The organism is Sedimentibacter sp., assembly GCF_038562225.1.
Lineage (GTDB): Bacteria > Bacillota > Clostridia > Tissierellales > Sedimentibacteraceae > Sedimentibacter.
Genome location: NZ_JBCFAS010000002.1, coordinates 619,087 through 644,327, shown reverse-complemented (window position 1 = coordinate 644,327; position 25,241 = coordinate 619,087). Strand labels below are relative to the sequence as shown.

Genomic DNA, 25,241 nt, shown 5'->3' with positions numbered 1-25,241 from the left:
TGCCTTATGAAATATTGTAATAACTGCAAAGTAAATGTGGTGGGCAATAGAAAATTCTGTCCCCTTTGCCAGGAGCTTTTGGCCGGAGACAAGTTCGACGATGAGGTCTTTCCGACCATATCCTTTGTTTACAAGGAGCACGGATTGTTTTTCAAGATAATGATGTTATCGTCCATAGTCATCGCATCGATTTCGGTTGCCGTAAATATAATGCTTCCGGAGAAAGGCGCCTGGTCGCTGTTCATTCTGGGAGGCCTTGGTTCCGTTTGGGCCAGCCTCATAACGGCCATCAACAAGAGAAAAAACATTCCTAAGAATATAGTGTACCAGGTAATGACAATCTCAGTGCTGGTTGTTTTGTGGGACATAATAACCGGATGGAGGGGATGGTCTTTGGCGTATGTTATACCGCTGGTGTGCGTATTTGCCATGATATCCATGGCCATTATCACCAAGGTGAGAAAGCTTTATCTTGAGGACTACATCCTGTACATAATTATTGACGGGCTGTTCGGCATAGTTCCTGTAATATTTCTGATTACAGGAAAACTCAAGGTGATTTATCCTTCCCTCATCTGCATCGTCACAAGCATAATATCCCTGTCAACCATACTCATATTTGAAGGTGAGAAGCTCAAGGCCGAAGTGAAAAGGCGCCTGCACCTTTAGAGCAATTAAGAATTAAGAGTTAAGAATTAAGAATGAATGAAGGCATTGTGCGTATGCACAATGCCTTTCCTTTAATTCTTCACTATTCATTCTTCATTATTAATTGGTTTATAAAAGGTGTATCTCATTTCTCTTGCACAGCTCTATCATGTTCTGAGGCCATACCGAGGACTGAACCTCTCCTATGTGTGCTTTTTGAAGGAAAAACATGCAGATTCTTGACTGTCCTATACCTCCTCCGATGGTGAAAGGAACCCTTTCGTTTATTACGTCCTGGTGGAACGGAAACTGTGATTTATGCATCTGGTTTCTTTCTTCAAGCTGCGAAAGCAGGGCTTCCTTATCAACCCTAATTCCCATGGATGAAAGCTCCAGGGCGATGTCAAGAGTGGAGAAATAAAACAGTATGTCACCGTTCAGGGACCAGTCGTCATAGTCTGCTGCTCTGCCGTCGTGTATTGCTCCGTCCGAAAGCTTCTTGCCTACTTCCATTAAGAATACTGCCTTCTTTTCCTTTGTGATGAGGTATTCCCTTTCCTTTGGCGTTTTATCCGGGTAGCGGTCCAGAAGCTCCTGGGTGGTTATGAAGAAAATTTCAGACGGAAGCTCGTTTCTAAGAAACGGGTACAGGCTTTCCAGGTATTTTTCAGTTGACCTGAAGACGCTGTAAATCTGATTTACCACATACATGAGAGTATCTTTGTTGCGGTCTGTTTTCTTTATGATTTTTTCCCAGTCCCACTGATCCACATAAATTGAATGAATGTTATCAAGATCTTCATCGCGCCTTATGGCGTTCATGTCGGTGTATAGCCCTGTGTAGGTATCAAAGCGGTAGCTTCCAAGAGCGTTTCTTTTCCATTTTGCCAGAGACTGGACGATTTCCACATCATACTTTGTTTCAAGCATGTCGAAACGCACAGCCCTTTCATATCCGTTCAGGTCGTCGTTGAGACCGGATTCCGGACGCACCATAAGCGGTGCAGATACTCTTATGAGCGACAGGCTTTTTGAAAGTTCTGCTTCAAAAAAATCTTTTATTTTCTTAATTGCAATCTGAGTTTCCAGAAGAGACAGCTTGCTCATGTAATTTTCCGGAATTATTAGGTTTTCTAAAGACATGGTTCCTCCATATTATTATTTTAAATTGTATTCTGTTTTGCTGTCCTGGCGATTAAAACAAGCATTATGAGACATCCCGCCACAGAAACCGGAGCCGAGTAAAAAGCCAGGTATGTTCCGAGAACGTCGTTTAAAAGGCCGATGATGTTGTAAATCACCACATACAGGATGTTGCTGAATGTTACTATAAATCCAATTGCAAGGGATGATTTCTGCCTGAAGATAGAATTTATTATGACCATCATTGTAGGGAATGTTATAGAAATGAAAAATCCCGACAATGCTATGAGAACCAGACCCCTTTGTTTAAGCACAAGTCCGGCCATAAGGCTTGCTGCAGCCGAAAATAGGAACAGCCCAAGACCCTTTGAATTTCCAGTCTTGTTTACTATGAAACCTCCAAACAGTCTTCCCAGGGCAAACATCAGGAAGAAAACCGATGCGTACCTGGCTGCTGTCTGCGGATCAAGACCAAAGGAGCTTCTCATGTAGCTGATGAACCAGGTGTTTATGATTGCTTCGGTTATAAGTCCGAAGGTTACTGCCGCAATAAACATGTATATGATGGGTTGTTTGTACAGATGTCCTTTTTCCTCAACTGATTCGTCCTTTATAAACTGCATGTTCGGCGTTTTAACAAACATGCTTAATATTACCGAAGTAATGAAGAATATGCTCAGGTACAGGTAAATATTTCTCCAGGCAACACCCTGAGAGAGAAAATAGCCGTAGGCATTTTGTCCGGCAAAGCTTCCAAGGCCGTACATGAAATGCGTTATGTTCATGAGTATTGACTCAAATCCTATTGAAAGCACCGGAACCATGGAATCAACCCCTACGGACAAAGAAGCACGCCCGATTCCGAAAATGAAGTTGAACAGCCCCAGCATGAAAATATTAGCTGTGAAAGGTGCAATAAGGACTGCTATGGCTGAAGCCGCAGACCCTGCCATGTAGACAAACTTATGACCATATTTCTCGCAGAACTGTCCGCCCCAGAAGCTTCCTATTATGGAGCCCACCATGTTTAAGGACAGCACCATGCTCAGCTGTGCGTTGCTTATCTTAAATTCCTCAAGAAAGAACGGAACGAAGTTACCCCTGGAGCTTTCAAAAAGAGCCATAATGAAGTATATGTAAAATAATGTAAAAATCAAGTGCAGGTTTTTTCTTATGGTTATCATCCACACCCCCAATCTTGTTACATTCTGTATACTATCACAAATAAAAAGCTTAGTAAAGCAAAATAAGTTGACTTATGATACGCTGAATAATAAAATTGAAACAAGGGAGTGAAAAATTTATGTTCAAACAGACAAGATATGAAACGGACAGATTGTACCTGAGGGTTCTGAAACCTTCCTTCGGCAGGGATGTTCTGGAGTACTACAAAAGAAACCACAACTTCCTGAGCCAATGGGAGCCCAAGAGGCCAAGAGAATTCTACACACTGTCGTATCATAAAAGACAGCTTAACAATGAATACAACATGTTCAAGGAAGGTAAACAGGTACGCTTCTGGATAATGAAAAAGGAAGACAACAAAATCATAGGAAATCTATGCTACAGCAACATAATCATGGGCAACTTCAAGTCCTGTTTTCTGGGTTACAAGCTTGACAAGGACGAAATAAACAAGGGGTACATGACAGAAGCAATAAAAGAGTCCGTGGAGATAATGTTTGACGACTTTGGACTTCACAGAATAGAAGTCAATGTGGTACCGAGAAACGCAAGGTCCCTTAAGGTCATGGAAAAACTGGGGTTCGAACAGGAAGGGTTCTCCAGGCGTTACCTGGAAATAAACGGCGTATGGGAAGATCACGTTCATTTTGCCACATACGACGACAGATAATATAAAAAGAGGTGTAATATGTTAACTGATTTGTCATGCAGCGATTTTGCAAAAGAGCTGGCCGCAAAAAAACCGGTTCCGGGAGGCGGAGGAGCAGCGGCACTGGCTGGGGCACTGGGAGCAGCGCTCAATTCCATGGTAGCAAATTATTCCCTGGGAAAGAAAAAGCTTCTGGATTATGAAAAGCAGCACATGGACATATTGACAAGAGGAGAAAAGCTGAGGCTGGACCTTCTGGAGCTCATAAACAAGGATGCGGAAAGTTTCGAACCCTTATCAAGGGCTTATACAATGGCTTCAGAAACAGACGAACAGAAACAATCAAAGGAAAAGGAACTGCAGAAATGCCTTAAGGAAGCCTGCAATGCACCCCTTGAAACGCTGAGGCTGTCATACCAGTGTATTCTTCTTCATGAAGAACTTGTAGACATATCCTCAAAAACAATCATAAGCGATGTGGGAGTGGGAGTGCAGCTTTTGAAGGCAGCACTGAACAGCGCATATTTGAACATTCTCATCAACCTGAACTCCATAAGTGATGAAGACTATGTGAAAACCAATAATGAAGCTTCACAGAAGCTGTTGGAAGACGGTATAAAAAGAGCTGATGCGGTTTACGAAAAAGTAACAGATATATTGACAGGCAGGTAAATATGGGACAATTGATAAAAGGCAAAGCTGTTGCCGATGCAATAACAGCAGAAGTTAAAAATCATGCTGAAGAGCTAAGACAAAAGGGAACATCTCCAAAGCTGAAAATAGTCAGGGTCGGCCAGAGGGAAGATGATCTGGCCTATGAAAGGGCAGCAATAAAGCGAATGGCATCCTGCAGCATAGACTGCGAGGTTTTAAGCCTTTCACTGGACATAAGCCAGGAGGATTTCATAAAGGAACTAAAAAAGGTTGACCAGGATGAAACAGTTCACGGAGTGCTTATCTTCAGGCCTCTTCCAAGGCAGATAGATGAAAACGCGGTTAAGTACATCATAAGACCTGAAAAGGATGTTGACTGCTTCAATCCCATAAATGTTGCCAAGGTAATGGAAGGTGACGAAACCGGTTTTCCGCCATGCACCCCGGAAGCTGCAATTGAAATGCTTAAGTTTTATAACATAGAAATGAAGGGCAAAAACGCCGTTGTGGCAGGAAGGTCCATGGTTGTCGGCAAGCCTGCAGCCATACTTCTGCTCAAGGAAAATGCAACGGTGACCATATGCCATTCAAAAACCGATAATCTTAAAGGCGTCGCAGGAAAGGCTGACATACTCATTGCAGCCATAGGAAAATCGAAAATGATCACAGGTGACTTCATAAAGGAAGGTGCTGCGGTAATTGACGTGGGCATAAATGTAGACAGCCAGGGAAACATTACCGGTGACGTTGACACTGAAGACTGCATCGGGAAAGTATCAGTTATAACACCTGTCCCTGCAGGTGTCGGTTCGGTAACCACTGCAGTTCTGGCAAAGCATGTATTAAAGGCCTTCAATCAGTTGACAGGCAAATAAATCAAATAGAGGTAGCATATGAAATTCATCGATTTAAGAAGCGATACGGTTACAATGCCCACAGATGAAATGAGAGAAGCCATGGCAAAAGCAGAAGTGGGAGATGATGTGTACGGAGATGATCCAACCATCAACAAACTTGAAAAACTGGCAGCTGAAAAGGTAGGCAAGGAGGCTGCCCTGTTTGTTCCCAGCGGAACATTCGGAAATCAGCTGGCTCTTTTTACCCATGCAAGAAGAGGCCAGGAAGTGATTATAGGCAAAAACAATCACATAGTTGTTCACGAGGTTGGGGCGTCAGCAGTGATTGCAGGGGTTCAGCTTCGTACTCTTGAAACAGCAAACGGAGCCATGGACCCAAGAGACGTTAAAAAGGCCATAAGAGCAGACGATATCCATGAGCCGGAAACAGGACTCATATGCGTGGAAAACGCCCACGGATGCGGTGCGGTGGTACCCCTTGAAACCATGAAGGAAATCAAAAGCATAGCAGAAAAACACTCACTTCCGGTGCACATGGACGGAGCAAGGTTATTCAACGCAGCCATCGCCCTGGGAGTTGACGCCAGGGAACTGGCAGCGTGCTGTGACTCAGTGATGTTCTGCCTTTCAAAAGGACTGGCTGCCCCGGCAGGTTCAATGCTTGCAGGAAGCAGTGAATTCATCAGAAGGGCCAGGAAAAACAGAAAGCTCATGGGCGGCGGAATGAGACAGGTGGGAATACTTGCAGCTGCAGGTATAATCGCTTTGGAAAAAATGACGGGAAGGCTTGAACAAGACCACAAAAATGCCAGGTATATGGCTGAAGAACTGTCAAAGATTGACGGAGTAAGGGTGATCAAAGACAGGCTGGACATAGACATGGTGTTCTTCGAAATTGATAGTAACCTTATAACCAGCAGCGAACTGGTCCAAAAGCTGTATGCGAAAAACATAAAGATAAACGGTGAAGAAGGCGGCGAGTACCGCTTTGTATGCCACATCGGAGTTTCAAGGGAAGACATAGACTACACCATAAGCTGCATGAAGGAGCTTATCTGATATGGAGAATATCAGCCTTAGTCCTGTTAAAAGCAAGAAGGCGTACATGCTGATAGTGGAAGGAATACTAAACCTCATAAACGAGAACAAGATTGAATACGGCGACAAGCTGTACAGCGAACCGGAGCTTACGAAGATGCTCAACGTCAGCAGGCCAACGCTTCGGGAAGCTTTGCGGGTTCTGGAGTTTCTGGGAATAGTGACTGTCAGTCCAAGAAAGGGAATTCGAATAAACAAACCCGAAAGCACAGACAGCTACATGCCGCTGATTTACATGCTGATGTTCGAGAAGACAACGGACCTGGAACTGTTTGAACTGAGGCGCGCCATACAGATATCCATGGCGGAGGCTGCCGCAAGGAACAGGTCGGAAGAAGACATGAAGGTTCTTGAAGATATAGTAAAAAACACTGTAAAACACATGGATGACGATTACCAAGTCTTCGCAAAGCTTGATTATGACTTCCATCAGCAGGTGGTCAAATGCTCCGGCAACAACATGTGCTGCAAGCTCATGGAAACATTGAACATCCTCATGCAAAAGCAGATGGTGGATATAATATACAACCTCCCGGTGGAAGACAGGAAGCTGACGGTTGATCTGCACGAAAAGGTGTGCGGCTTCATAAAGAGCAGGGAGCCGGAGAAGGCCAGAGACGCCATGCAGGAGCATATGGAAAGACCCTACAGGTTTTATAAAAGCAAGAAGGAACAATAGCAGACTGATGTCTGCTTTTTGTATGCCCTAACCCCATTTGTTCGAGTGATGATTTTCATAGTCCTATTCACATCATGTTATCATTGACAGCGTATGGTTAATGTGCTAAACTTGCTTCAATCAGTTAACTAAATTAATTCAATACAACTAACGGAGGCAGTAATGGACAACAATACATTTGCTCAAATGTACGGCGAGTATCTGCACGATGAATCACGTCAGACAGGTACGGCCCAGAGTATTTCCTTTCCAAAGACAGAAGAGGAAATAGTTTGTTCCGTGAAGGAATGTGCTCAAAAAAACATAGAGATAACGACGCAGGGAGCCCGAACAGGACTGGCAGCCTCAGCTGTTCCGTTTGGGGGTCATATTATAAACCTCAGCAGAATGAATAAGGTTACGGGAGCCAGAAGTGATGAAATAAACGACCGTTTCTTTTTGAAGGTGCAGCCCGGAGTTCTTTTGACGGAAGTGAGAAAGTATCTGGCAAGCAATACATTTGTGACCGCAGGCTGGGATGAACAGTCAAAGGCTGATTTAAACAAAATGGGAAAAAACCGCTGGTTTTATTCCACCGACCCCACCGAATCATCTGCCTCCATTGGAGGAATGGCTGCCTGCAACGCATCCGGCGCTAAAAGTTTCAGATACGGCTCCACCAGGGATCATGTGGAAGCAATACGGGTTGTTCTCTCTGACGGTGATGTTCTGAGCCTAAAAAGAGGGCAGTGTATGGCCAGCAACGGAAAGTTTTGTCTTGTTACCCAGAATGGAAGAACCATAAACGGAGAGCTTCCCAGGTACAGGATGCCCGATGTGAAGAAAAACACGTCAGGCTATTACAACAAACCGGATATGGACATGCTGGACCTTTTCATAGGTTCAGACGGAACTCTGGGAATAATCAGCGAAATTGAAATAGAGCTGTGTAAAAGGCAGGAAGCCAACTGGGGAGTCACTGTCTTCATGCCGGATGAGGATACAGCTCTTGATTTGGTTCGTGCAGCCAGAGGCGAGAAGATTTTTGAGGACATGGATATCGTAAGCCTTAAGCCTTCAGCAATTGAATTTTTCAGCCACAAGGCCCTTGAGATGCTTAAGCATGAGCAAAAAACAAATCCGGCCTTTGCATCAATCCAGGAAATTAAAGACAGCTACCACACAGCCGTGTACATGGAAATAGAAGGCGACTGTGATGAAGATATATGGAGAGGCGTTGAGGAGCTGGGGAATGTAATTGTAAGGCTGGGCGGCGACGAAGATGCCACATGGGTTGCCAACAATCCTGCAAGCCTTGAAAAACTTCACAGCTTCAGGCATGCATGCCCCGAATGCGTCAACATGCAGATAGATCTGGCCAAGAAGACGGACCCTAGGATAACAAAGCTGGGAACTGACATGTCTGTCCCTGATCACAGGCTCAAGGAAGTAATGAAAATGTACAACGAGGACATTGAAAATAATGGGCTAAACGCAGTAATATTCGGACACATAGGAAACAACCATCTTCATGTGAACACAATTCCAAGAAACATGGATGAATACAAAAGGGGCAAGGAGCTGTACCTGGTGTGGGCAGAGAAAATTGCAGCCATGGGAGGTGCCGTGTCAGCAGAGCATGGCGTAGGAAAACTGAAGGTACCTTTTCTTCAGAAAATGTACAGAAGGGATGAGCTTGGTGAGATGAGAAGAATAAAGAAACTTTTCGATCCGCTGCAGCTTTTAAACAGAGGTGCTGTATTTCCTTATGAAAAGGAGGAAGACAAATGAAAATAATAGTCTGCATAAAACAGGTGCCCGGAACTAATGAAGTCAAGATGGACCCTGTCACAAATACAATCATGAGGGAAAATGTTGCTGCAATCATAAATCCTTTTGATACCTATGCAATAGAAGAAGCTGTTCGTATTAAGGAAAAGCTGGGCGGTGAGGTTTACGGTCTTTCCATGGGAATTCCGGCAGCAGCCGAAATGCTGCGGGAGGCTGTTTCCTTAAGGGTTAACAAGGCAGTGCTTCTTACAGACAGAAAATTTGCCGGTGCCGATACTCTGGCAACTTCCTACGCCTTGAGCAAGGGCGTTGAAAAAATAGGAGGCTATGACCTTATTATCTGCGGAAAGCAGGCAACCGACGGTGATACTGCCCAGGTGGGCCCAAGCCTTGCCAAGACTCTGGGCATCGCCTATGCTACTGACATAAGCAGAATCCTTGAGATCAGCAGGGATTCCATGCGATGCATGAAAATAACAGACGACGGGTATGAGGAAATAGAAATCAGGCTTCCGGCCCTGATTACTGTGGTAAAGGAAATTAACATGCCTAGGCTCCCTTCCATAAAGACAATGAGGATTGCCAGGAAGACTGAAATTGAAACTGTATCTCTTGACGACGTATCGGGGGATGAAACAAGGGCAGGGCTCAAGGGCTCTCCAACACAGGTGAGAAGGACGTTTGTTCCCGTTCATGAAGTTAAGAGCACGGAAATCCAGGGTACTGCTGCAGAGCAATCTCAGAAGCTTGCAGAAATACTGCTGAAAATGTAAGGTGGTGAAAATATGGCTGGTATTAAAATCATAAGAGAAAAATGCGTTGGATGCAAAGTATGTGCAGGTGCTTGCCCTTTCGGTGCCATTGAGGTAACGGACAAAAAAGCGGTCATAAACCAGAAGTGTACTCTTTGTGGTTCCTGTGCAGAAAGCTGCAGGTTCGGCGCCATAGATTTTCAAAGGGAAGAAGAAAATAAGAAGGACCTTAGCATCTACAGAGGCATATGGGTTTTTGCAGAACAAAGATACGGTAATCTGAAGAACGTGTCCCTGGAGCTTTTGGGCAAGTCCAGGGAGCTTGCAAAAACCCTTGAGATTCCGGTAACTGCTGTGCTTCTGGGACACAACATAAAAAACCTGACTGACGTATTGTCATCCTACGGAGCAGATGAGGTTCTGGTAATGGATGAAGAGTGGCTGAAGGATTTCAATGACCACGTGTACGGAGAGGTGATGGTCAGACTCATCGAAGATTACAAACCTGAAATAGTTCTCATAGGTGCCACATCAAACGGAAGATCCCTGGCCCCTCATGTTTCTGCAACATTGAGAACCGGGCTTACTGCAGATTGCACGGTTCTGGAGGCTGACAGAGAGGAAAGGCTGCTTTTGCAGACCAGGCCGGCTTTCGGAGGCAACCTCATGGCAACCATCGTGTGCCCCAACAACCGTCCCCAGATGGCAACTGTGAGACCAAAGGTGTTCAGACCCATGGAACCTGACATGAGCAGAAAAGCCAATGTGATCATGCTTCAATCTCCATCACCTGTTGAAGCCTTCGTGAAGAAAATTAGAAACATAGACAACCAAGAAGGTCTAAGCCTTGCCGATGCTGACATAATTGTGGGAGTGGGCAGAGGAATAGGAAGTCAGAAAAACATAAAGCTTGCACAGGACCTGGCAGACGCGCTGGGCGGAACATTGGGTTCCTCAAGGCCGGTAGTTGATACAGGATGGATGCCGTACAGCCGTCAGGTTGGTCAGACGGGAAAGACCGTTGCTCCCAAAATCTACATTGCATGCGGAATATCCGGAGCCATACAGCACCTGGCAGGGCTGGCGGACATAGAGACAATTGTGGCCATAAACACGGATCCGGACGCCCCCATTTTCAAGGTGGCAAATTATCGCATCGTAGGCGATGTAAGAGAAATACTGCCTCTGTTGACACAGCAGATCATAGAGGCTAAGTCTGCGAAAAACTAATGACATAATAAAACAAGGAGCCTTGGCTCCTTGTTTATTAACCACTCATTACTATTCGTCAAAATAATCGTACAAAAGCTCCATCTGCTCGTAAGTAAGCATTCCTACGTAGCCCCTAACGGCTTCTCCCTTCTTGTTCACGGCTATGGTTGTTGGAAATGAACGAATGCCGTAGTTATTGGACACTGCCATGTTCTTGTCGAGAACCACAGTCAAGTCAAGGCCGTTCTCAGCCACAAATTTTGCAACGTCTTCCTTTGGCTCTCCTACGTTTATTGCAAGCACAAGCAGGTCTTCGTCCTTGTATTTTTCCTGAAGCTTCTCAAGGTCTGGCATCTCTATGACACAAAAGCCGCACCAGGTGGCCCAGAAGTTCAGTATTACGTTCTTGTCTCTTAAGTCGTGAAGCTTCACTGTTGTTCCGTCAAGCGTTTCCAGTTCAAAGTCGGGAGCTATTATGGCGTTAGCTGACTGGCTTTGCTCCTGCTGCTCTGTTGGTTTTTCCGGAGTAACCTGTGGTTTTTCGGCGCATCCGGAGGTCAATACAGATATTATTATTGCTAAAATCAAAATTCTTTTCATATAACCCTCTCCTTGTTATAATGCCTATACCCATACCGCAATATTTTAAACAGAAAATTCAGTACCCTTGGAACAGGTTTTTGTTTTAAAGGTCCTGGGATATGCTTTTATAATTTCATTATATGCTGCATCCATGTCATCATTGTCATTGAAAAGTCCGAATACTGCTGAACCGCTTCCTGTCATGAGAGCTGCTGCTGCATTTTTTTCAAGCATCACATTTTTGATAAGGCTGATTTCCGGATGAAACTTTTCAACGACCTTTTCAAGAGTGTTAGCACAGCAGGAAGCAGCTTTGACAAAATCGCCGCTGTTGATGTGGCTGATTATTTCGTTTTCGGAGTGAGAATTGTAATAATCAGGCAGCAGATTTTTATACACAAAGGCTGTGGACATGGAGAAATCGGGTTTGACCACAAGAATGTTCTCCCATGCGAAATCCCTGAGTTTTGTTAGTTTTTCACCGATGCCTTCAGCCAGGCATGTTCCTCCGGCCAGGCAGAAAGGAACGTCTGCTCCGACCCTAAGTCCTGTTTTCATCATTTTTTCGGTGCTCATCTGAAGATTCCAAAGTTTGTCAAGACCTGCAATGACTGCTGCTGAGTTGCCGCTTCCGCCTGCAAGGCCTGCTTCTGATGGTATTTTTTTTTCTATTCTTATTCTTACCCCTGTATTTATGCCGTAATCATCCTTAAGTATGGCGGCTGCCTTGTAACAGGAATTTCTTTCATCCACCGGTATTTGAAGGTCACTGCACTCTATGGATATTGCGCTGTCACCGGATTCCTCAATGAATACTGTATCGTGAAGGTCAATGGACTGCATCACAGTCTTTATAAGGTGGTAGCCGTTGTCAAGTCTTCCTTCGATGTCCAGGAACAGGTTTATTTTCCCGTAAGATTTGATTGTTATCATATGAACCTCTTTGTATTTAATAATTATATATTAAAGGTTGTTCTGCAACAATGCAAACAATTTAAAAAAAACTCATGAAATTTTTGCTATTGATGTTTAAGACTCTCATTCACGGGTATATATTCACTACAACAATAGTTTTACAGGCACTTAAAACAGAGTGTACGAAGAAAATTAAATTAAGTAGAAAGTATAAACAGAACAGGTAAGTCAAAACAGAAATTGAAAATTAAGCCGGTTTAAGGTAGTGAAGCTATTGGACGAGCTTAAGGTTAATGTCAACTAACTTTAACAGTCTAGGTTTTAAAATTTTAAACGAGAGTTACAAATGTTTGGTTTTTGTATTAAGATTTATTTGAACAGGTTAGTACGATTTATAGAAAGCTTAGTTTACAAACGTACATGAAGGTTTTACAGATGCAGGTAGAATGATTGTTGACAGCCTGAAGGAAGAGGTGAGTCCTCCAAACACAGAATGCGAAACACTTAAAGAATAACACCCGGTTTTCCAGTGTGTAACTGCGGAAAGCCGGGTGTTATTTTATTTAAAACAAGTTCTTTTTCATGAGTATGATTCCGACAATAGTTGCTGATACAAAGGATATTCCCACCACAATCCAGAAACCGAAGGGTGATGTGGCAAAGGGGATGTTGAGCACGTTCATTCCGAAGAAACCCGAGAACAAGGATGGTATTGCCATCAGTATTGTTATTGAAGTCAACAGCTTCATTACTATGTTCAGGTTGTTTGAAATTATGGAAGCAAAGGCGTCCATGGTGCCGCTCAGGATTCCTGAGTATATATCGGCCATTTCAATGGCCTGTTTGTTTTCGATTATTACATCTTCAAGCAAATCCTCGTCTTCCGAGTATTTCTTGATAACATTGATTCTCATTATTTTTTCCAGAACGACCTGATTTGCTCTCAAGGCTGTTGTAATGTAAACCAGTGATTTTTCCAGGTCCAGAAGCTGTATGAGCTCCTTGTTCTTCATTGACAGGTGCAGTTTCTTTTCAACCATGTTGCTCATCCTGTCGATCTGTCTCAGATAAAGAAGATATCTTTGAGCGTTCTTGTACAGTATCTGATACAGGAATCGGTATTTTTTATAAGTGTAGAATGTGCGGATTGAGTTCTTTTCGAACTGGTCCAGCACTATTGAATTTTTCAGGCACACGGTAATGATGTTTTTGTCTGTAATTATGATTCCAAGCGGCAATGTTTCATAAATAATATGTTCATCGGTTTTTTCAACGTAAGGAGTATCCACCAATATTAAAATCTGATCGTTTTCGTTTTCTAAACGGGCGCTTTCTTCTTCATCCAGTGCAGCTCTTAAAAAATCTCTGTCAACTCCAAGCTCATCTTCAATCATGTCCAGTTCTTCCGCAGTAGGATCAACAAGGTTGATCCATGCACCGTCTTCGATTTCTTCAAGCTTGAACAAAGTGTCGTCAATTGTCTTGAAAATATCCAGCATTTTTCACCTCAATTTAATAATAGATTTTCTCTATTACAAAATTGATAATTTATTAAAAGTAATAGAGAAGTATTCAGTTTTTATTAATGTTCTTTTCGACTTGACCGTAGGGACCTCGTCCATTACTTTTCACTTCCTTTTCAATATGTTTATTGACTTTATTATAATAGTCCATTTTGTAATTAATTGCAAGACAAAATGTGAAAATAAAAGAAAAAACACATAAAAAACGCACAATTGGGAAAGATAGAAGCAAATGAATTATATTTCACCGGTTTTCATATAATACAGTATAGAAGGTGATTGAGACGGCAAGTCCGGTAGCCAGGGTTAAGAGAACAGTGGAGAGCTGTGTGGGACAAAAAGTTAAGTTTAAAATCAAGAAAGGGAAGAGCAAATCAATTGTGAGCGAAGGTGTCATAGCTCGAACATATCCTTCAATATTTACGGTCAGAGTTGAAAACAAAGGATTCAAGAGGATGGTATCCTTCAACTATATTGACATACTTACAAACCATGTGGAATTCTTTAGATGCAACGATGGTGAAACGAAAATAGTATAGCTATGCTGGAAAGTGAAACTTCATAACAATGCAAGTTTCGCTTTATTTTATTAGGTAAGTCTGATATACTACAAGTTGATGATTTTCAAGGAGCAATGATGTGAAAAAGATTTTTAGTATATTATCCGTACTTATGATAACAGCAATTTTAGTTTACATATACGCAAGATTCGTGGAGCCGAATCTACTCACGGTTCATTACGAGACAATAAACACCAATCTGCTTAGAGGCTCAGATGAGGTAAGAATGCTGCAGTTTTCGGATACGCATGTGTCCCAGAACTTTGATATAGCAGACCTGAAAAAAACCGTAAAAAAAATAAACGAGGAAAACCCGGACATCGTTGTTTTTACAGGAGACTTGATTGACCAGTACAATAACTACGAATACAAGGACAGCATATATGAAATCTGGGAAGCCCTGGGAGCCATTGATGCACCGTATAAATTTGCCGTCTACGGAAACCACGATTACGGCGGAGGGGCAGAGAAAGTTTACAATGAAATAATGGAGAAAAGCGGTTTTGTGCTGCTCATAAACGAAAACGCAGAGCTTTCAAAGCTGAACCTGAACTTTGTGGGAATGGACGATTCCATATTCGGAAGCTATGAGCCTGACAAGGTGACTTCCCTGATGGACCAAGATATGTACAACATCGTACTGAGCCACGAGCCTGATGTGGCTGACAGGTTTCTTGAATACAATGTCGATTTGTTCCTTTCGGGACACAGCCATGGAGGCCAGGTCAACCTTCCCGTGGTAAGCTACCAGCCTGCGCTGGCGGAAAAATACATAAGGGGTTTTTATTACTTTGACAACCTCAGGCAGACAAAGCTGTACGTCAACATAGGAATGGGCACGTCAAAGATTCCGCTGAGATTCATGGCAGAGCCGGAACTGTCCGTAATAACCCTGAAGAGCAATTAAGAATTAAGAATGAAGAGTTAGAATCAATTAAGAATTAAGAGTGAAGAATTAAGAATTAGTGGTAGGAATTTGTGCAGGGCACAAATTCCCATAAAAATAACATCCGTTGATGAAATCAACGGATGTTTTCCTTTAACTCTTAACTCTTAATTCTTCATTCTTAATTGCTTATTTAGCCGGTATTTTTATTACCTGGTTCGGGAATATCAGGTGCGGGTTTGAAATGTTGTTGTACTGAGCCAGAGCTTCCCATGTTGTGTTGTATTTCACTGCTATTTTCCACAGCACATCGCCCGGAACAACTATATATGTTGTTTCTGACTGTGCGGGAGCAGGTGCCGGTGCAGGTGCCGGTGCAGGAGCAGGAGCTGGCGCTGGCGCGGGTTCAACAGGTGCCAGTTCAACAGGTATAGGTTCTGCTGCCATAACGGTTATTCTTCCTGAAACTTCACTGCCTTTTGTTCCGTTGGTGTTCAGGTAATCGGCAAACACTTCCTCATATGTTCCGACTTCGCCGTAAATAGGATAATTTTTGAAAACTTCGTATCCGTCTCCGCCGATTCCCAAAAAGTCGTTGATTGCAACCGTATATTCAGCTGCCTTATCAAGTTCGCTTTCTCCAACCTTTACACCGATAACTCTGGAGCCGGCAGGCTGTGACGGGTCAAACTCAAAGGACATACCGCTTACCTGCAAAAATCCTCCCTGTGTTTCCGGATATGCCTGGACAGAGATTTCCAAAACTTTCAGAAGGTCTTCACCGGTGATTTTCTTAACCTGTACTGTATTTCCGAAGGGGAACAGCTCAGCCAGCTTGCCGTATGTGATATCGCCGGGCTGAATGTCAACCCTGATGTTTCCGCCGTTAACGAAACCTATGTCTGCACCTGATGCCTTTCTTACCGCATCTGCAGAAAGGTTTCCAAGATTGGTTTCCTTAGTCCTTACATTTGCTCTTACGCCGTCAAGATATATGTCAGTAGTTGCAACAACCTTAGAAAATACTTCCTGGTTTGCTGAATTTATTTCATCAATAATTTTAGTCAGTTCCGGGTCCTGGGCAACATCCTTGACTGATGCCGCACTTACCAGTTCTGCTGTCTTGTTTGTAACTGCACCGTTTGCAACTTCTATTGTAACCTTGCCGAGATTTTTGTCATGCTCGAAGGTCTGCGCGATAAGAGTACCGTGAACCAACATGCCGTTGTCAAGCTGAGTGTGGCTGTGGCCGTCTATTATTACGTCTATTCCATGAACCTCTTTTGCCAGTCTTTCAGAAGTGAATTCTGATCCTCCGTCAAGGCCAAGGTGAACAAGACCTATGATTACATCGGTTTTATCCATGAGTTCATCAACCATTTTCTGTGCTGTTTCAACTGGATTTGCAAATGTGAGACCTTCAACGTTTGCAGGACTTGTCTTATAAGCAGTTTCAGGTGTTGAAAGACCGAATATGCCGACTTTCACTCCGCCTACTTCCTTGATCACATATGGAGTGAAAATGCTTTTTCCGTTTTCATCGAGAATATTTGCGCACAGCATTCCAACAGAGCTCATGTCGCGAAGTTCAAGAAGTCTTTCCTGACCGTAGTTGAAATCGTGGTTTCCGAGAGTCATGTAGTCATAGCCTGCAGCTTCGAGAACCTTCAATGCGTTTTCGCCTTTGCTTATATTTACAATAGGCATGCCGTGGAGCGTGTCTCCAGCATCCAAAACCAGTGTGTTCGGATTTTCAGCTTTTGCTTCCTTAATCAAGGTTGCTATTTTGGCAAATCCGATGTTTGTGTCGCTGCTTAACAGCCTGGCGTGGGTGTCATTGGTGTGAATGATTGTGATTTTAGTTGTTTCGTCCGCTGCAAAAGCAGAACTGAAACTGCTCAGAACTAACATGAAAATTAATACCAAGCTTAAAACTCTTTTCCTTGTGTTCATATATTCCCTCCTATGTTAAAATATGTTAAATTATGTAACTATCTTCATTATACAATCATGAATATGTATTTTCAAGCAAACATTTTCGTTTCAATAAATTTCAATTATGAAGTTGACAAAAATTTAAAACTAATATAATATAATACTAATTAAAAATGCTACTGTGAAGAGAAATAGTATTTGTTCATGGACTTCAGAGAGAAAATCACCGGTGAAAGATTTTCGTCCCACTGAATGAAGAACCCGCCTCTGAGTTTTTGGGGAAGACCCAAAGGGCAAAACCCTTATCTGAAATGAGATGCTGATACGTCAGCAATTAGAGTGGTACCGCGGATTAACCGCCTCTTAGCATAAGAGGCGGTTTTATTTTTGAAAGGAGAAATTATGGCAAAGCAAGAAAAAGATTTTGTTAAAGAAATTACGCCAATGGAAGAAGACTTCAGCAGATGGTATACAGATGTAATATTGAAAAACGAGCTGGTGGACTATTCTCCGGTAAAAGGATTCATGGTCATAAGACCTTACGGATACGCATTGTGGGAAAAAATCCAGGATTATGCCGATGAGAAATTCAAGGCTACGGGACACAAGAACATGTACTTCCCTCTGCTGATTCCTGAAAGCCTCCTGACCAAGGAAAAGGAGCACGTGGAAGGATTCGCCCCTGAGGTTGCATGGGTTACCCACGGAGGAAACCAGGAACTGGCTGAAAGGCTGGTTATAAGACCTACATCCGAAACCATAATCTGCCACATGTACAAGAAATGGCTGAGCTCCTACAGAGACCTCCCATACCTTTACAACCAGTGGTGCAGCGTCGTAAGATGGGAGAAGGCCACCAGACCTTTCCTGAGAACATCTGAATTTTTGTGGCAGGAAGGACACACCCTCCACGAAACAGAAGAAGAAGCCCAGAAGGAAACACTGCAGATGCTTGACATCTACAGACAGGTTGCTGAAGACCTTATGGCAATACCGGTTGTCGTAGGACAGAAAAGCGACAAGGAGAAATTTGCAGGGGCACACGCCACATATACCATGGAAGCGCTCATGCATGACGGCCAGGCTCTGCAGGCAGGAACATCCCACAACCTGGGTCAGCACTTCACAAAGGCGTTTGACATCAAGTTCCAGGGAAGAACAGGCAAGGAAGAATTCCCATACCACACGTCCTGGGGTATCTCAACAAGACTGATCGGAGGACTCATCATGGTTCACTCTGACAACAGAGGCCTTGTGCTTCCGCCAAAGATGGCTCCTGTACAGGTAGTGATCATTCCTATTGCACAGAAGAAGGAAGGGGTGCTGGAAAAGGCCAATGAACTGTTCGACAGATTAAAAGCCAAGGGCATCAGGGTTGAGCTTGATGACAGCACTGAAAATTCAACAGGATGGAAGTTTAACCAGTATGAGATGAAGGGTTATCCTATCCGTATCGAAATAGGACCAAGAGACATTGAAAACAACCAGGCTGTTGCCGTAAGAAGAGATAAGCTTGAAAAAGAAACCATATCCCTGGACAACGTGGAGGAAATTTTGTCCAACATGCTTGACACAATGCAAAACGACATGTTCGAGAAAGCCAAATCACACAGGGAAGCACACACATACACTGTTACCGACTACGAGCAGTACAAGAAGGATCTTCCTGTAAGGCCAGGGTTTGCAAAGATGATGTGGTGCGGCTGCAGAGAATGCGAAGATAAGTTGAAGGAAGAAACGGGAGCGACCATCAGGTGCATTCCTTTCGAGCAGGAGAAACTGGGCGACAAGTGCCCCATCTGCGGCAAGGAAGCAAAGCACATGGTTTATGTGGCAAGAGCTTACTAAGAGCAATTAATAATTAAGAGTTAATAGTTAAAAACGACCCGCAAACTTGCGGGTCGTTTTTGGAGTGATATCTGTTTATTTTGCTGATGCGTTCTTTCCTGCAATCTTACCGAAAACTATGTCGTCAAGTGTGTTGTTTCCGGCAATACGTCCGGCTCCGTACAAGCCTCCCACAACTTCTCCGGCTGCGTAAAGACCTGGTATGGGCTCTCCGGCTTCGTTTGTAACCTGTGCGTTTTCATTGATGGTTATTCCAGCCATAGTGTAGTGCGATGACGGAGCAACTTTAACGCCGTAGAACGGTCCTACAGTCACTTTGCCCATGGTGCTTCTTCCGAATTCATCTGTGCCTTCATTGTATTTATCAACAGTCTCTCTGAGCTTTGCAGCATCAAGTCCAAGCTTTTCAGCCAATTCTTCAATCGTTGCCGCTTCAATCATCTTACCGTTTTTGATTGCTGACGTTCCATTTTTTGTTGCAGCCACTTCAGAGTCGAAAACTACGTATGCGATTCTGTCCTGCTGCTTCAATATTTCAGGTACCAGCTCCAGAGGCTTCAAGGTTTCATTTGTAAATCTCACGGCTGAAGCGTTAACCAGGATTCCGCCCAGACCTTCTTCGTTTATTACCGTTTCTCTGATCCAGTAACCGGGTGTTGCCAAAGGTCTCATCTGGTGGTGTTCCATATCTCTTGTTCCTGCACCCACAGCAACAGCCATTTTAAATCCTTCACCTGTTGGGCCCGCTGTACTCATGATGTTGTGAGCACCTGCATATTTAGGATTGTATTCGCCGATAAGTTCCGGTGCGTTTCCGAATCCTCCTGTTGCCATAACAACAGCATTAGCCTTTATTATGATTTCCTTGCCGTCTTTTCCGACAACTTTGGCTCCCACAACCTTGTCTCCTTCAACAATAAGTTCTGTTGCCTTAGTATCAAGCCTGATTTCTATTTTGTCTCCCAGTTCTTCAACCTTTTTGTTATATGCATCAAAAAGCTGTCTTCCGTAATGTCCTTCAACCGGTATTATCCACCATGGCTCCTTTTCATCAAGCTTATATTTCAAGCCCAGCGACACAAGCCACTGGTAAGCGTCGTTGCTGCTTTCTGCAAGAATTCTTACAAGCTTTTCATCAGGAAGGTTCTTTCCTGTTTCCATTGTCTTTTTAATGTGGTCTTCAACTGTAAATGGAATTCCTGCCTGCTTGTGAAGGTCCGTATCCGAAGCTGTGATTCCGGTTGCGGAAATTATTGTGTTTCCTCCAAGCATGGGCATTTTTTCAACAATTATAACTTTTGATCCGTTTTCTGCTGCGGTGATTCCGGCTACCATTCCGGCTCCTCCTCCGCCTACAACCAGTACGTCAATTGCTTCTTCGTTATTTTTTTCATTTTTTTCGTTATTTACTGGCTGAGGCTGCGCTGTTGGTTTGGCACAGGCCGCAAGCAGGGATATAAGCATTACAGCTGCTAATATTAATATTTTCTTTTTCAAATTCTCATCCTCCATATTGTTTTGAACAATCGAAATTGTTATATTATTATCATAGCAGTTGAATTGCTTTTTTTCTATATGTCCAATGTCCCTTGCTTAAGACAAATGTCCCTCATTTGAGGGACATCTGCTTCATGTAGTACAATGCGGCCTCGGTTCTGTTGGTCACATTGATTTTTTTAAGTATTCTGCTCACATTGTTTCTGACGGTTTTCTCAGCCAGGAACAGTTCCTTGCTTATTTCCTTGTTTGTTTTTCCCAAGGAAATCATCTGAAGTATGTTTTTTTCCTGGGGTGTCAGTTCTTCAAGCTGCTGGTTTTTCTTCACTATGTTGAAAAGGCTGCCAACCATGGTGTTATCCAGTATGGATGAGCCTTTTATGACGTTTTCTATGGCAGATATAATCCCTCTGCTGTCGATATTTTTAAGAAGATATCCGTCTGCTCCGGCCTTCACTGCTTCAGCAACTATGTAGTCATCGCTGTAAGCGGTGAGTATGATGATCTTCACATTGGGAACAATCTTTTTAAGTTCCCTGCACCCGGTGGCTCCGTCACCGTCCGGCAGCTTTATATCCAGAAGCACTACGTCGGGTTTTAATTGTTCTGCCAGTTCATAGGCCTTTTCTAAAGTTTCTGCTTCTCCGCACACAAACCAGTCCTGATTTTTTTCAATGAGTGACCGAATTCCGAATCTTACTACGGCGTGGTCATCCACAAGCATTATGGATACATTACTTTTCATTCTCACACACTCCCCATGGGATAATTATTTTTACCTGAGTTCCGTTGCCGGTATCGATATTCAGCATGCCATTAGCGGCAGCTGCCCGCTCGTTCATTGACAAAAGACCGTAATGGTTTTCTTTATTCATTTCTTTACTGTAGTCAAAACCTGTACCGTTGTCGGCGACGGTTCCCTGAATGGAATCGATGCTCGATGCAACACGGACTTCCACTAGGCTGCCGTTGGAATGTCTCACTGCATTGGTAAGTGCTTCTTTCAATATAAAATAAAGCTCGGAAATATTGTCGCTGGACAGACAGGATGTATATATTTCCGATACGCTGTAACTGTACTTAATGCGTATGCCTTGTCTGTTCTGAAACTGCTGCACCAGCTCCTGAAGCTTAACGTTCAGGTCCTCCAGGTCCATACTGAGAGTCAGAGACTTTTGAATAAAGCTCCTTATGAGTGTAATCGTTTCATTCAGATTTGACTTGATATGAAGAAGCATATCCTTATCCTGCTGGTTTTCAGAGGATTCAATGAGGTTTTCAACAACAAGGCCCGTTGCAAAAAGATTTTGAATTATTACATCATGCAGCTCACGTCCCAGCTTTCTCCTTTCCTGGCCTGCTGCATACTGCCTTGAGAGCCTTGCAAGCTTATGCTTCGTTTCAAGCCTGAAAATATCGATTACCAGGATGAACAATACGGTAATTGAAATGGCTGCAGCAGTCCTTCCGACCTCCACCGGAAATTTGAAAATATTCATGAACATCTGCCTGTTCAGAATGTTGGCGGGGAAAAATGACCTTTCATCCACTATGAGTCCTGCAAGTATTCCGTACAGGAGGAACAAATATGAAATTCCCTTCAGCCTTGCGGCAATTTTCTTATAATTCAGCAGCTGAAGAGCTTTGGCATTTTTGTAAATGGCATATCCTGTTATGAGGCTTCCCGGGAGGCCAAGAAAGTAACGGTTCATTATATCATCAACAAAAAACCAATGAAACAGAAAAGATTCCTTAACCCAGTAAAAATAGACAAATTCAACAGCCCAAAACACTGATACTATGTAAGGCAGCCTTTTTATGATGCCTTTGAACGTACCCTCATATTCTGCAAGTTCTGCACCAAACCGCCACAGAAAAGAAAAGGACAGAGAGTTTAAATATATTGCAAGGGCAAACATCTCTGTGAACCATTCGGGATATGCCTTCAAAAGTATTATCATCCATATCCATTCTGCTGTTCCGTGAACCACTCCGAAATATCCCAGATATTTTATGGACTTAAGAAGAGAAAAGCTGCTCTCGCCGTATGCATTCTGCTGCAGAGCAGAAATGCCCATGGAGAAAAAGGACAGACCGTATATGAAAAACATAAGTGTGTTTCTTTTAGCTTCTAACAATAAATCACCTCATTCTTTTCTTATATTATACCATCATGTACGCCTCATAATCATCTGTTGGCAAAATACATCCGCAATTTTGCTGTATGATTATGTCTGACGAAGCCTAGCAACAATAATTTAAAAAATTGACTTAAGTCAAGGATTTTATTTTTCCGTCTGATAAAATAATAAAAAAATATCAGGAGATCATTATGATAGAACAAAAATACAATTTTACACTTACAGATGAGAAAACAGTTGAAAAGGTTATTCAGGATGAAAATATCCACTACCTTCACATGGTGTTCAACAAGGACCAGGGACTTCCGGAACACTTCTCCAACTCAAATGTCTATATGACAGTGATAAGAGGGAGGTTGTCAATCCAGCTTGACGACCAGGGTAACCACGAATATGAAGCAGGAACGGTTCTGAGGATACCCTTTAAGACAAAGATGAATGTCAGAAACCTGCAAGACGACGCATTGGAATTAATCGTCGTTAAAGCACCGGCACCGCAGATGTAACAATCGGGACTGTTGTATTAGTGATTTATCGTGTCATTCTAAGGGCTTTAACCCGAAGAATCTCATAATTTCAACATATGAGATCCTTCGCCAACGCTTAGGATGACAGAAATACACTAAATGCAACAGCCCCGTTATTTTTTATTCGTGATGAGCGGCCATGTCATCTGCTGTTAAACAAGCCCCTCCTGATGCTGTCTTAAATGTTCATAATCCATGATTTCAATATATTTTGAGTCAAATTCCACAAGACCGTCCTTCCTCATCTTGTTGAGTTCACGGGACAGCGATGAGCGTTGGACCCCAAGCTTTTCAGCCAGGTCCTTTTTTGACATGTTCAGTTTTATTTTTGTGCTGCCCTGGGAGATGGACTCAATCAGAAGAAAATCAATTAAGCACTGCCTGATGGTCTTCATGGTCAAAGATTTCAGCTTATCTGAAAGAATCAGCGTCTTGCTTGAAAGAGACCTGAGAAAACTAGTAAGGAAATCCACATTGCTCTGACAGAGCTTCAGCACAAGTTCTTTTTGAACATGAAGCAATGTGCAATCGGTTTTTGCAGCTACCGTCATGGGATAGTTGATACCGGCAGAAAAAAGCAGATTTTCCCCAAGGACGTCACCGCTGACAAAATCATTGATTGTGAGAATTTTTCCGTCCTGGTCGATTTTTTGTATTGTTACGGCACCTCTTAAGATAACGTCCAGGCTTTCGCACTTTTCATTCTGCAGATAAATTATGGAGCCTTTCTCATAATCCTTAATTTTGTAATACTGCCCATCAAAGATTTCCTCCAGCTCATTAACCGTTAAACATTTGAACAATTCGGTTTTTGAAACTATGTTTATGAAGTTTTTCATGCTGACCCTTTCAATATAAAAATTTTTAAAAAAGTTACCGAGGTAACTGTCTTCTCATGTGATTTATATTATAGTGGTGACATGTTGAACAATCAATACTTACGGAGGGCGTTATGCAAAAAATATTTTACCATGTGAAGTCAAAGGGCATGGCCGTGATTATGCCGGTCTTGATTTTAGCGGTTCTCTTGTCCATTTATATTTTCAACAGCATGCAGAAAAATGATTCTGCGGTTGTATATGCTGAAAACGGAACTTTCATTGAAGCATCCGGAACCGTTAAAGGCAATGGGGTTTCTGTAAGCAGCGAAGTCACAGGAACAGTGGAGTCAATATATGTCCATGAAGGTGAAGCGGTCAGGGCAGGAGAAACACTGGCCCAGATAAGCAGCACAAACCTTAAAAACCAATATGAACAGTCTTTGATAAATCTTCAGCTCACAGAGAAAAATGTGGAGCTGCTGACGAGCAACATTGAATATTTCAGGATTCAGAACGAAGACATGATTAGCCAGTCAAAAAGCGCGTATGAATCGTCTCAGTCAGAATACAGCAAAGTAATGAGCGGAGCCAGCGACGATGAAATAAAACTGGCAGAAGAATCGGTGAAACAGGCAAAGGCCAATATGGAATACGCGAAGTCTTCCTTGGACAGAACCATATCTTTGCTTGAACAGGATGCTATATCTGAAAGCAAGTACGACGAAGCTCAAAAAAACTATGATGTTGCTGTGGCACAGTATAATTCGGCTGTATCACAGCTTGGCATCGTTAATTCATACCCAGAAGAAGACACTGCCCAGGCGGCAAAAAACAAGATGCTTCAGGCAAAGTCAGGATATGAGCTGTCTGTTTCATCAGGCAACACACAGCTTTCTCAGCTTGAAAGCCAGCTTGAAATAGCAGTAATTCAACTGGAACAATCAAGAAAAAATGTGGAACAGGCAAGGATCGAGCTTGGCAAGACGGTTATAAAATCACCTGCTGACGGAATTGTAAATTCACTGCTTGTGAACAGCGGCGAATTTGTTTCAACAGGAAAATTGATTGCTGAAATATACGGCAAAAGCCATGAGGAAATAAAATCATATGTTTCGGAGCAAAACATCGGATACATAAAGGCAGGCCAGGAAGCCGAAATTTATGTAGATTCATTCGATGATAAAGCCTTAAGGGGAAAGGTTGTCAGAATAAGCCATGAAGCAGAATTCACTCCAAAGAACATACAGACAAAGGAAGAAAGAGTGAATACTGTTTTTGAAGTCACCATAGAGGTTATGGATTCTGACGGAACCGTAAAACCGGGGATGCCTGTGGATGTGAAAATAAAAATTGATTAGG

Annotated in this window: 24 protein-coding genes and 1 other annotated feature; of the genes, 14 read left to right on the top strand and 10 right to left on the bottom strand. The window is 43.0% G+C overall.

What is annotated here, in order from left to right:
* Positions 1–6 precede the first annotated feature (6 nt).
* Positions 7–669, top strand: coding sequence for a DUF6320 domain-containing protein (locus AAGU76_RS09415; protein WP_342485221.1), 663 nt, complete (start codon positions 7–9; stop codon positions 667–669).
* 108 nt (positions 670–777) lie between these two features.
* Here the strand turns inward: AAGU76_RS09415 and asnA are convergent, their stop codons facing one another.
* The gene (gene asnA / locus AAGU76_RS09410) at positions 778–1,791 is read right to left on the bottom strand and encodes an aspartate--ammonia ligase (RefSeq protein ID WP_342485220.1); all 1,014 of its coding nucleotides are present in this window, start codon (positions 1,789–1,791) and stop codon (positions 778–780) included.
* Positions 1,792–1,811: 20 nt separating this feature from the next.
* Positions 1,812–2,975: an MFS transporter gene (locus AAGU76_RS09405; RefSeq protein WP_342485219.1), complete on the bottom strand. Its 1,164-nt coding sequence runs from the start codon at positions 2,973–2,975 to the stop codon at positions 1,812–1,814.
* A gap of 119 nt (positions 2,976–3,094) precedes the next feature.
* On the opposite strand from AAGU76_RS09405, the gene AAGU76_RS09400 reads away from it, so the two are divergent.
* The 8 genes from AAGU76_RS09400 to AAGU76_RS09365 all read left to right on the top strand — a co-directional run bounded on the left by AAGU76_RS09400 (position 3,095) and on the right by AAGU76_RS09365 (position 10,665).
* On the top strand, positions 3,095–3,646 hold the full coding sequence (locus AAGU76_RS09400) for a GNAT family N-acetyltransferase (protein ID WP_342485218.1): 552 nt from the start codon (positions 3,095–3,097) through the stop codon (positions 3,644–3,646).
* Positions 3,647–3,664: 18 nt separating this feature from the next.
* On the top strand, positions 3,665–4,297 hold the full coding sequence (locus AAGU76_RS09395) for a cyclodeaminase/cyclohydrolase family protein (protein ID WP_342485217.1): 633 nt from the start codon (positions 3,665–3,667) through the stop codon (positions 4,295–4,297).
* A 2-nt stretch (positions 4,298–4,299) separates the two neighbouring features.
* Positions 4,300–5,154 carry a bifunctional 5,10-methylenetetrahydrofolate dehydrogenase/5,10-methenyltetrahydrofolate cyclohydrolase gene (locus AAGU76_RS09390; RefSeq protein WP_342485216.1) on the top strand — a complete coding sequence of 285 codons (855 nt, stop codon included), beginning with the start codon at positions 4,300–4,302 and terminating at the stop codon, positions 5,152–5,154.
* Positions 5,155–5,172: 18 nt separating this feature from the next.
* Positions 5,173–6,195, top strand: coding sequence for a low-specificity L-threonine aldolase (gene ltaE / locus AAGU76_RS09385; protein WP_342485215.1), 1,023 nt, complete (start codon positions 5,173–5,175; stop codon positions 6,193–6,195).
* A gap of 1 nt (position 6,196) precedes the next feature.
* Positions 6,197–6,913, top strand: a complete 717-nt coding sequence (locus AAGU76_RS09380) for a FadR/GntR family transcriptional regulator (RefSeq protein ID WP_342485214.1) — start codon at positions 6,197–6,199, stop codon at positions 6,911–6,913.
* Positions 6,914–7,075: 162 nt separating this feature from the next.
* The gene (locus AAGU76_RS09375) at positions 7,076–8,683 is read left to right on the top strand and encodes an FAD-binding oxidoreductase (protein WP_342485213.1); all 1,608 of its coding nucleotides are present in this window, start codon (positions 7,076–7,078) and stop codon (positions 8,681–8,683) included.
* Entirely contained in the window at positions 8,680–9,456 is a 777-nt protein-coding gene (locus AAGU76_RS09370) for an electron transfer flavoprotein subunit beta/FixA family protein (RefSeq protein ID WP_342485212.1), read from the top strand. The genes AAGU76_RS09375 and AAGU76_RS09370 overlap by 4 nt, the downstream gene beginning before the upstream one ends.
* A 12-nt stretch (positions 9,457–9,468) precedes the next feature.
* Positions 9,469–10,665 (top strand): electron transfer flavoprotein subunit alpha, encoded by a 1,197-nt coding sequence (locus tag AAGU76_RS09365; protein ID WP_342485211.1) that lies wholly within the window; start codon positions 9,469–9,471, stop codon positions 10,663–10,665.
* A gap of 51 nt (positions 10,666–10,716) precedes the next feature.
* Here AAGU76_RS09365 and AAGU76_RS09360 read toward each other — a convergent pair whose 3' ends face one another.
* From AAGU76_RS09360 to AAGU76_RS09350, 3 genes are all read right to left on the bottom strand, one after another.
* Positions 10,717–11,247 (bottom strand): TlpA disulfide reductase family protein, encoded by a 531-nt coding sequence (locus AAGU76_RS09360; RefSeq protein WP_342485210.1) that lies wholly within the window; start codon positions 11,245–11,247, stop codon positions 10,717–10,719.
* A 45-nt stretch (positions 11,248–11,292) separates the two neighbouring features.
* A complete protein-coding gene (ispE, locus tag AAGU76_RS09355) occupies positions 11,293–12,162 on the bottom strand; it encodes a 4-(cytidine 5'-diphospho)-2-C-methyl-D-erythritol kinase (RefSeq protein ID WP_342485209.1) in 870 nt (289 codons plus the stop codon).
* A 545-nt stretch (positions 12,163–12,707) separates the two neighbouring features.
* Entirely contained in the window at positions 12,708–13,643 is a 936-nt protein-coding gene (locus tag AAGU76_RS09350) for a magnesium transporter CorA family protein (RefSeq protein WP_342485208.1), read from the bottom strand.
* Between the two features lie 299 nt (positions 13,644–13,942).
* Between AAGU76_RS09350 and AAGU76_RS09345 the strand changes: the two genes are divergently transcribed.
* On the top strand, positions 13,943–14,206 hold the full coding sequence (locus AAGU76_RS09345) for a Veg family protein (protein ID WP_342485207.1): 264 nt from the start codon (positions 13,943–13,945) through the stop codon (positions 14,204–14,206).
* A gap of 100 nt (positions 14,207–14,306) precedes the next feature.
* Complete coding sequence (locus AAGU76_RS09340; RefSeq protein WP_342485206.1) at positions 14,307–15,134, top strand: metallophosphoesterase; 828 nt, start codon at positions 14,307–14,309, stop codon at positions 15,132–15,134.
* Positions 15,135–15,302: 168 nt separating this feature from the next.
* On the opposite strand, the gene AAGU76_RS09335 is transcribed toward AAGU76_RS09340, so the two are convergent.
* The gene (locus AAGU76_RS09335; RefSeq protein ID WP_342485205.1) at positions 15,303–17,066 is read right to left on the bottom strand and encodes a 5'-nucleotidase C-terminal domain-containing protein; all 1,764 of its coding nucleotides are present in this window, start codon (positions 17,064–17,066) and stop codon (positions 15,303–15,305) included.
* Between the two features lie 154 nt (positions 17,067–17,220).
* Positions 17,221–17,415: a binding site (T-box leader), on the top strand.
* Positions 17,416–17,450: 35 nt separating this feature from the next.
* Between AAGU76_RS09335 and proS the strand changes: the two genes are divergently transcribed.
* Positions 17,451–18,896 carry a proline--tRNA ligase gene (gene proS / locus AAGU76_RS09330; protein WP_342485204.1) on the top strand — a complete coding sequence of 482 codons (1,446 nt, stop codon included), beginning with the start codon at positions 17,451–17,453 and terminating at the stop codon, positions 18,894–18,896.
* Between the two features lie 75 nt (positions 18,897–18,971).
* Here proS and AAGU76_RS09325 read toward each other — a convergent pair whose 3' ends face one another.
* From AAGU76_RS09325 to AAGU76_RS09315, 3 genes are all read right to left on the bottom strand, one after another.
* Positions 18,972–20,393, bottom strand: coding sequence for a flavocytochrome c (locus tag AAGU76_RS09325; protein WP_342485203.1), 1,422 nt, complete (start codon positions 20,391–20,393; stop codon positions 18,972–18,974).
* A 112-nt stretch (positions 20,394–20,505) separates the two neighbouring features.
* Positions 20,506–21,138 (bottom strand): response regulator transcription factor, encoded by a 633-nt coding sequence (locus AAGU76_RS09320; protein ID WP_342485202.1) that lies wholly within the window; start codon positions 21,136–21,138, stop codon positions 20,506–20,508.
* Positions 21,128–22,531: a histidine kinase gene (locus AAGU76_RS09315; RefSeq protein ID WP_342485201.1), complete on the bottom strand. Its 1,404-nt coding sequence runs from the start codon at positions 22,529–22,531 to the stop codon at positions 21,128–21,130. Before AAGU76_RS09315 ends, AAGU76_RS09320 begins: the two co-directional genes overlap by 11 nt.
* Before the next feature lie 194 nt (positions 22,532–22,725).
* Here AAGU76_RS09315 and AAGU76_RS09310 point away from each other — a divergent pair, with 194 nt between their 5' ends.
* On the top strand, positions 22,726–23,040 hold the full coding sequence (locus AAGU76_RS09310; RefSeq protein ID WP_342485200.1) for a cupin domain-containing protein: 315 nt from the start codon (positions 22,726–22,728) through the stop codon (positions 23,038–23,040).
* Positions 23,041–23,213: 173 nt separating this feature from the next.
* On the opposite strand, the gene AAGU76_RS09305 is transcribed toward AAGU76_RS09310, so the two are convergent.
* Positions 23,214–23,900, bottom strand: coding sequence for a Crp/Fnr family transcriptional regulator (locus AAGU76_RS09305; RefSeq protein ID WP_342485199.1), 687 nt, complete (start codon positions 23,898–23,900; stop codon positions 23,214–23,216).
* 113 nt (positions 23,901–24,013) lie between these two features.
* Between AAGU76_RS09305 and AAGU76_RS09300 the strand changes: the two genes are divergently transcribed.
* Complete coding sequence (locus tag AAGU76_RS09300; RefSeq protein WP_342485198.1) at positions 24,014–25,240, top strand: HlyD family efflux transporter periplasmic adaptor subunit; 1,227 nt, start codon at positions 24,014–24,016, stop codon at positions 25,238–25,240.
* The last annotated feature ends 1 nt before the right edge of the window (position 25,241 follow it).

Bases quoted from the DNA above. Each gene is read 5' to 3' on its own strand.
- AAGU76_RS09415 (WP_342485221.1), top strand. From the start codon at position 7: ATGAAATATTGTAATAACTGCAAAGTAAATGTGGTGGGCAATAGAAAA.
- asnA (WP_342485220.1), bottom strand. From the start codon at position 1,791: ATGTCTTTAGAAAACCTAATAATTCCGGAAAATTACATGAGCAAGCTG.
- AAGU76_RS09405 (WP_342485219.1), bottom strand. From the start codon at position 2,975: ATGATAACCATAAGAAAAAACCTGCACTTGATTTTTACATTATTTTAC.
- AAGU76_RS09400 (WP_342485218.1), top strand. From the start codon at position 3,095: ATGTTCAAACAGACAAGATATGAAACGGACAGATTGTACCTGAGGGTT.
- AAGU76_RS09395 (WP_342485217.1), top strand. From the start codon at position 3,665: ATGTTAACTGATTTGTCATGCAGCGATTTTGCAAAAGAGCTGGCCGCA.
- AAGU76_RS09390 (WP_342485216.1), top strand. From the start codon at position 4,300: ATGGGACAATTGATAAAAGGCAAAGCTGTTGCCGATGCAATAACAGCA.
- ltaE (WP_342485215.1), top strand. From the start codon at position 5,173: ATGAAATTCATCGATTTAAGAAGCGATACGGTTACAATGCCCACAGAT.
- AAGU76_RS09380 (WP_342485214.1), top strand. From the start codon at position 6,197: ATGGAGAATATCAGCCTTAGTCCTGTTAAAAGCAAGAAGGCGTACATG.
- AAGU76_RS09375 (WP_342485213.1), top strand. From the start codon at position 7,076: ATGGACAACAATACATTTGCTCAAATGTACGGCGAGTATCTGCACGAT.
- AAGU76_RS09370 (WP_342485212.1), top strand. From the start codon at position 8,680: ATGAAAATAATAGTCTGCATAAAACAGGTGCCCGGAACTAATGAAGTC.
- AAGU76_RS09365 (WP_342485211.1), top strand. From the start codon at position 9,469: ATGGCTGGTATTAAAATCATAAGAGAAAAATGCGTTGGATGCAAAGTA.
- AAGU76_RS09360 (WP_342485210.1), bottom strand. From the start codon at position 11,247: ATGAAAAGAATTTTGATTTTAGCAATAATAATATCTGTATTGACCTCC.
- ispE (WP_342485209.1), bottom strand. From the start codon at position 12,162: ATGATAACAATCAAATCTTACGGGAAAATAAACCTGTTCCTGGACATC.
- AAGU76_RS09350 (WP_342485208.1), bottom strand. From the start codon at position 13,643: ATGCTGGATATTTTCAAGACAATTGACGACACTTTGTTCAAGCTTGAA.
- AAGU76_RS09335 (WP_342485205.1), bottom strand. From the start codon at position 17,066: ATGAACACAAGGAAAAGAGTTTTAAGCTTGGTATTAATTTTCATGTTA.
- proS (WP_342485204.1), top strand. From the start codon at position 17,451: ATGGCAAAGCAAGAAAAAGATTTTGTTAAAGAAATTACGCCAATGGAA.
- AAGU76_RS09320 (WP_342485202.1), bottom strand. From the start codon at position 21,138: ATGAAAAGTAATGTATCCATAATGCTTGTGGATGACCACGCCGTAGTA.
- AAGU76_RS09310 (WP_342485200.1), top strand. From the start codon at position 22,726: ATGATAGAACAAAAATACAATTTTACACTTACAGATGAGAAAACAGTT.
- AAGU76_RS09305 (WP_342485199.1), bottom strand. From the start codon at position 23,900: ATGAAAAACTTCATAAACATAGTTTCAAAAACCGAATTGTTCAAATGT.
- AAGU76_RS09300 (WP_342485198.1), top strand. From the start codon at position 24,014: ATGCAAAAAATATTTTACCATGTGAAGTCAAAGGGCATGGCCGTGATT.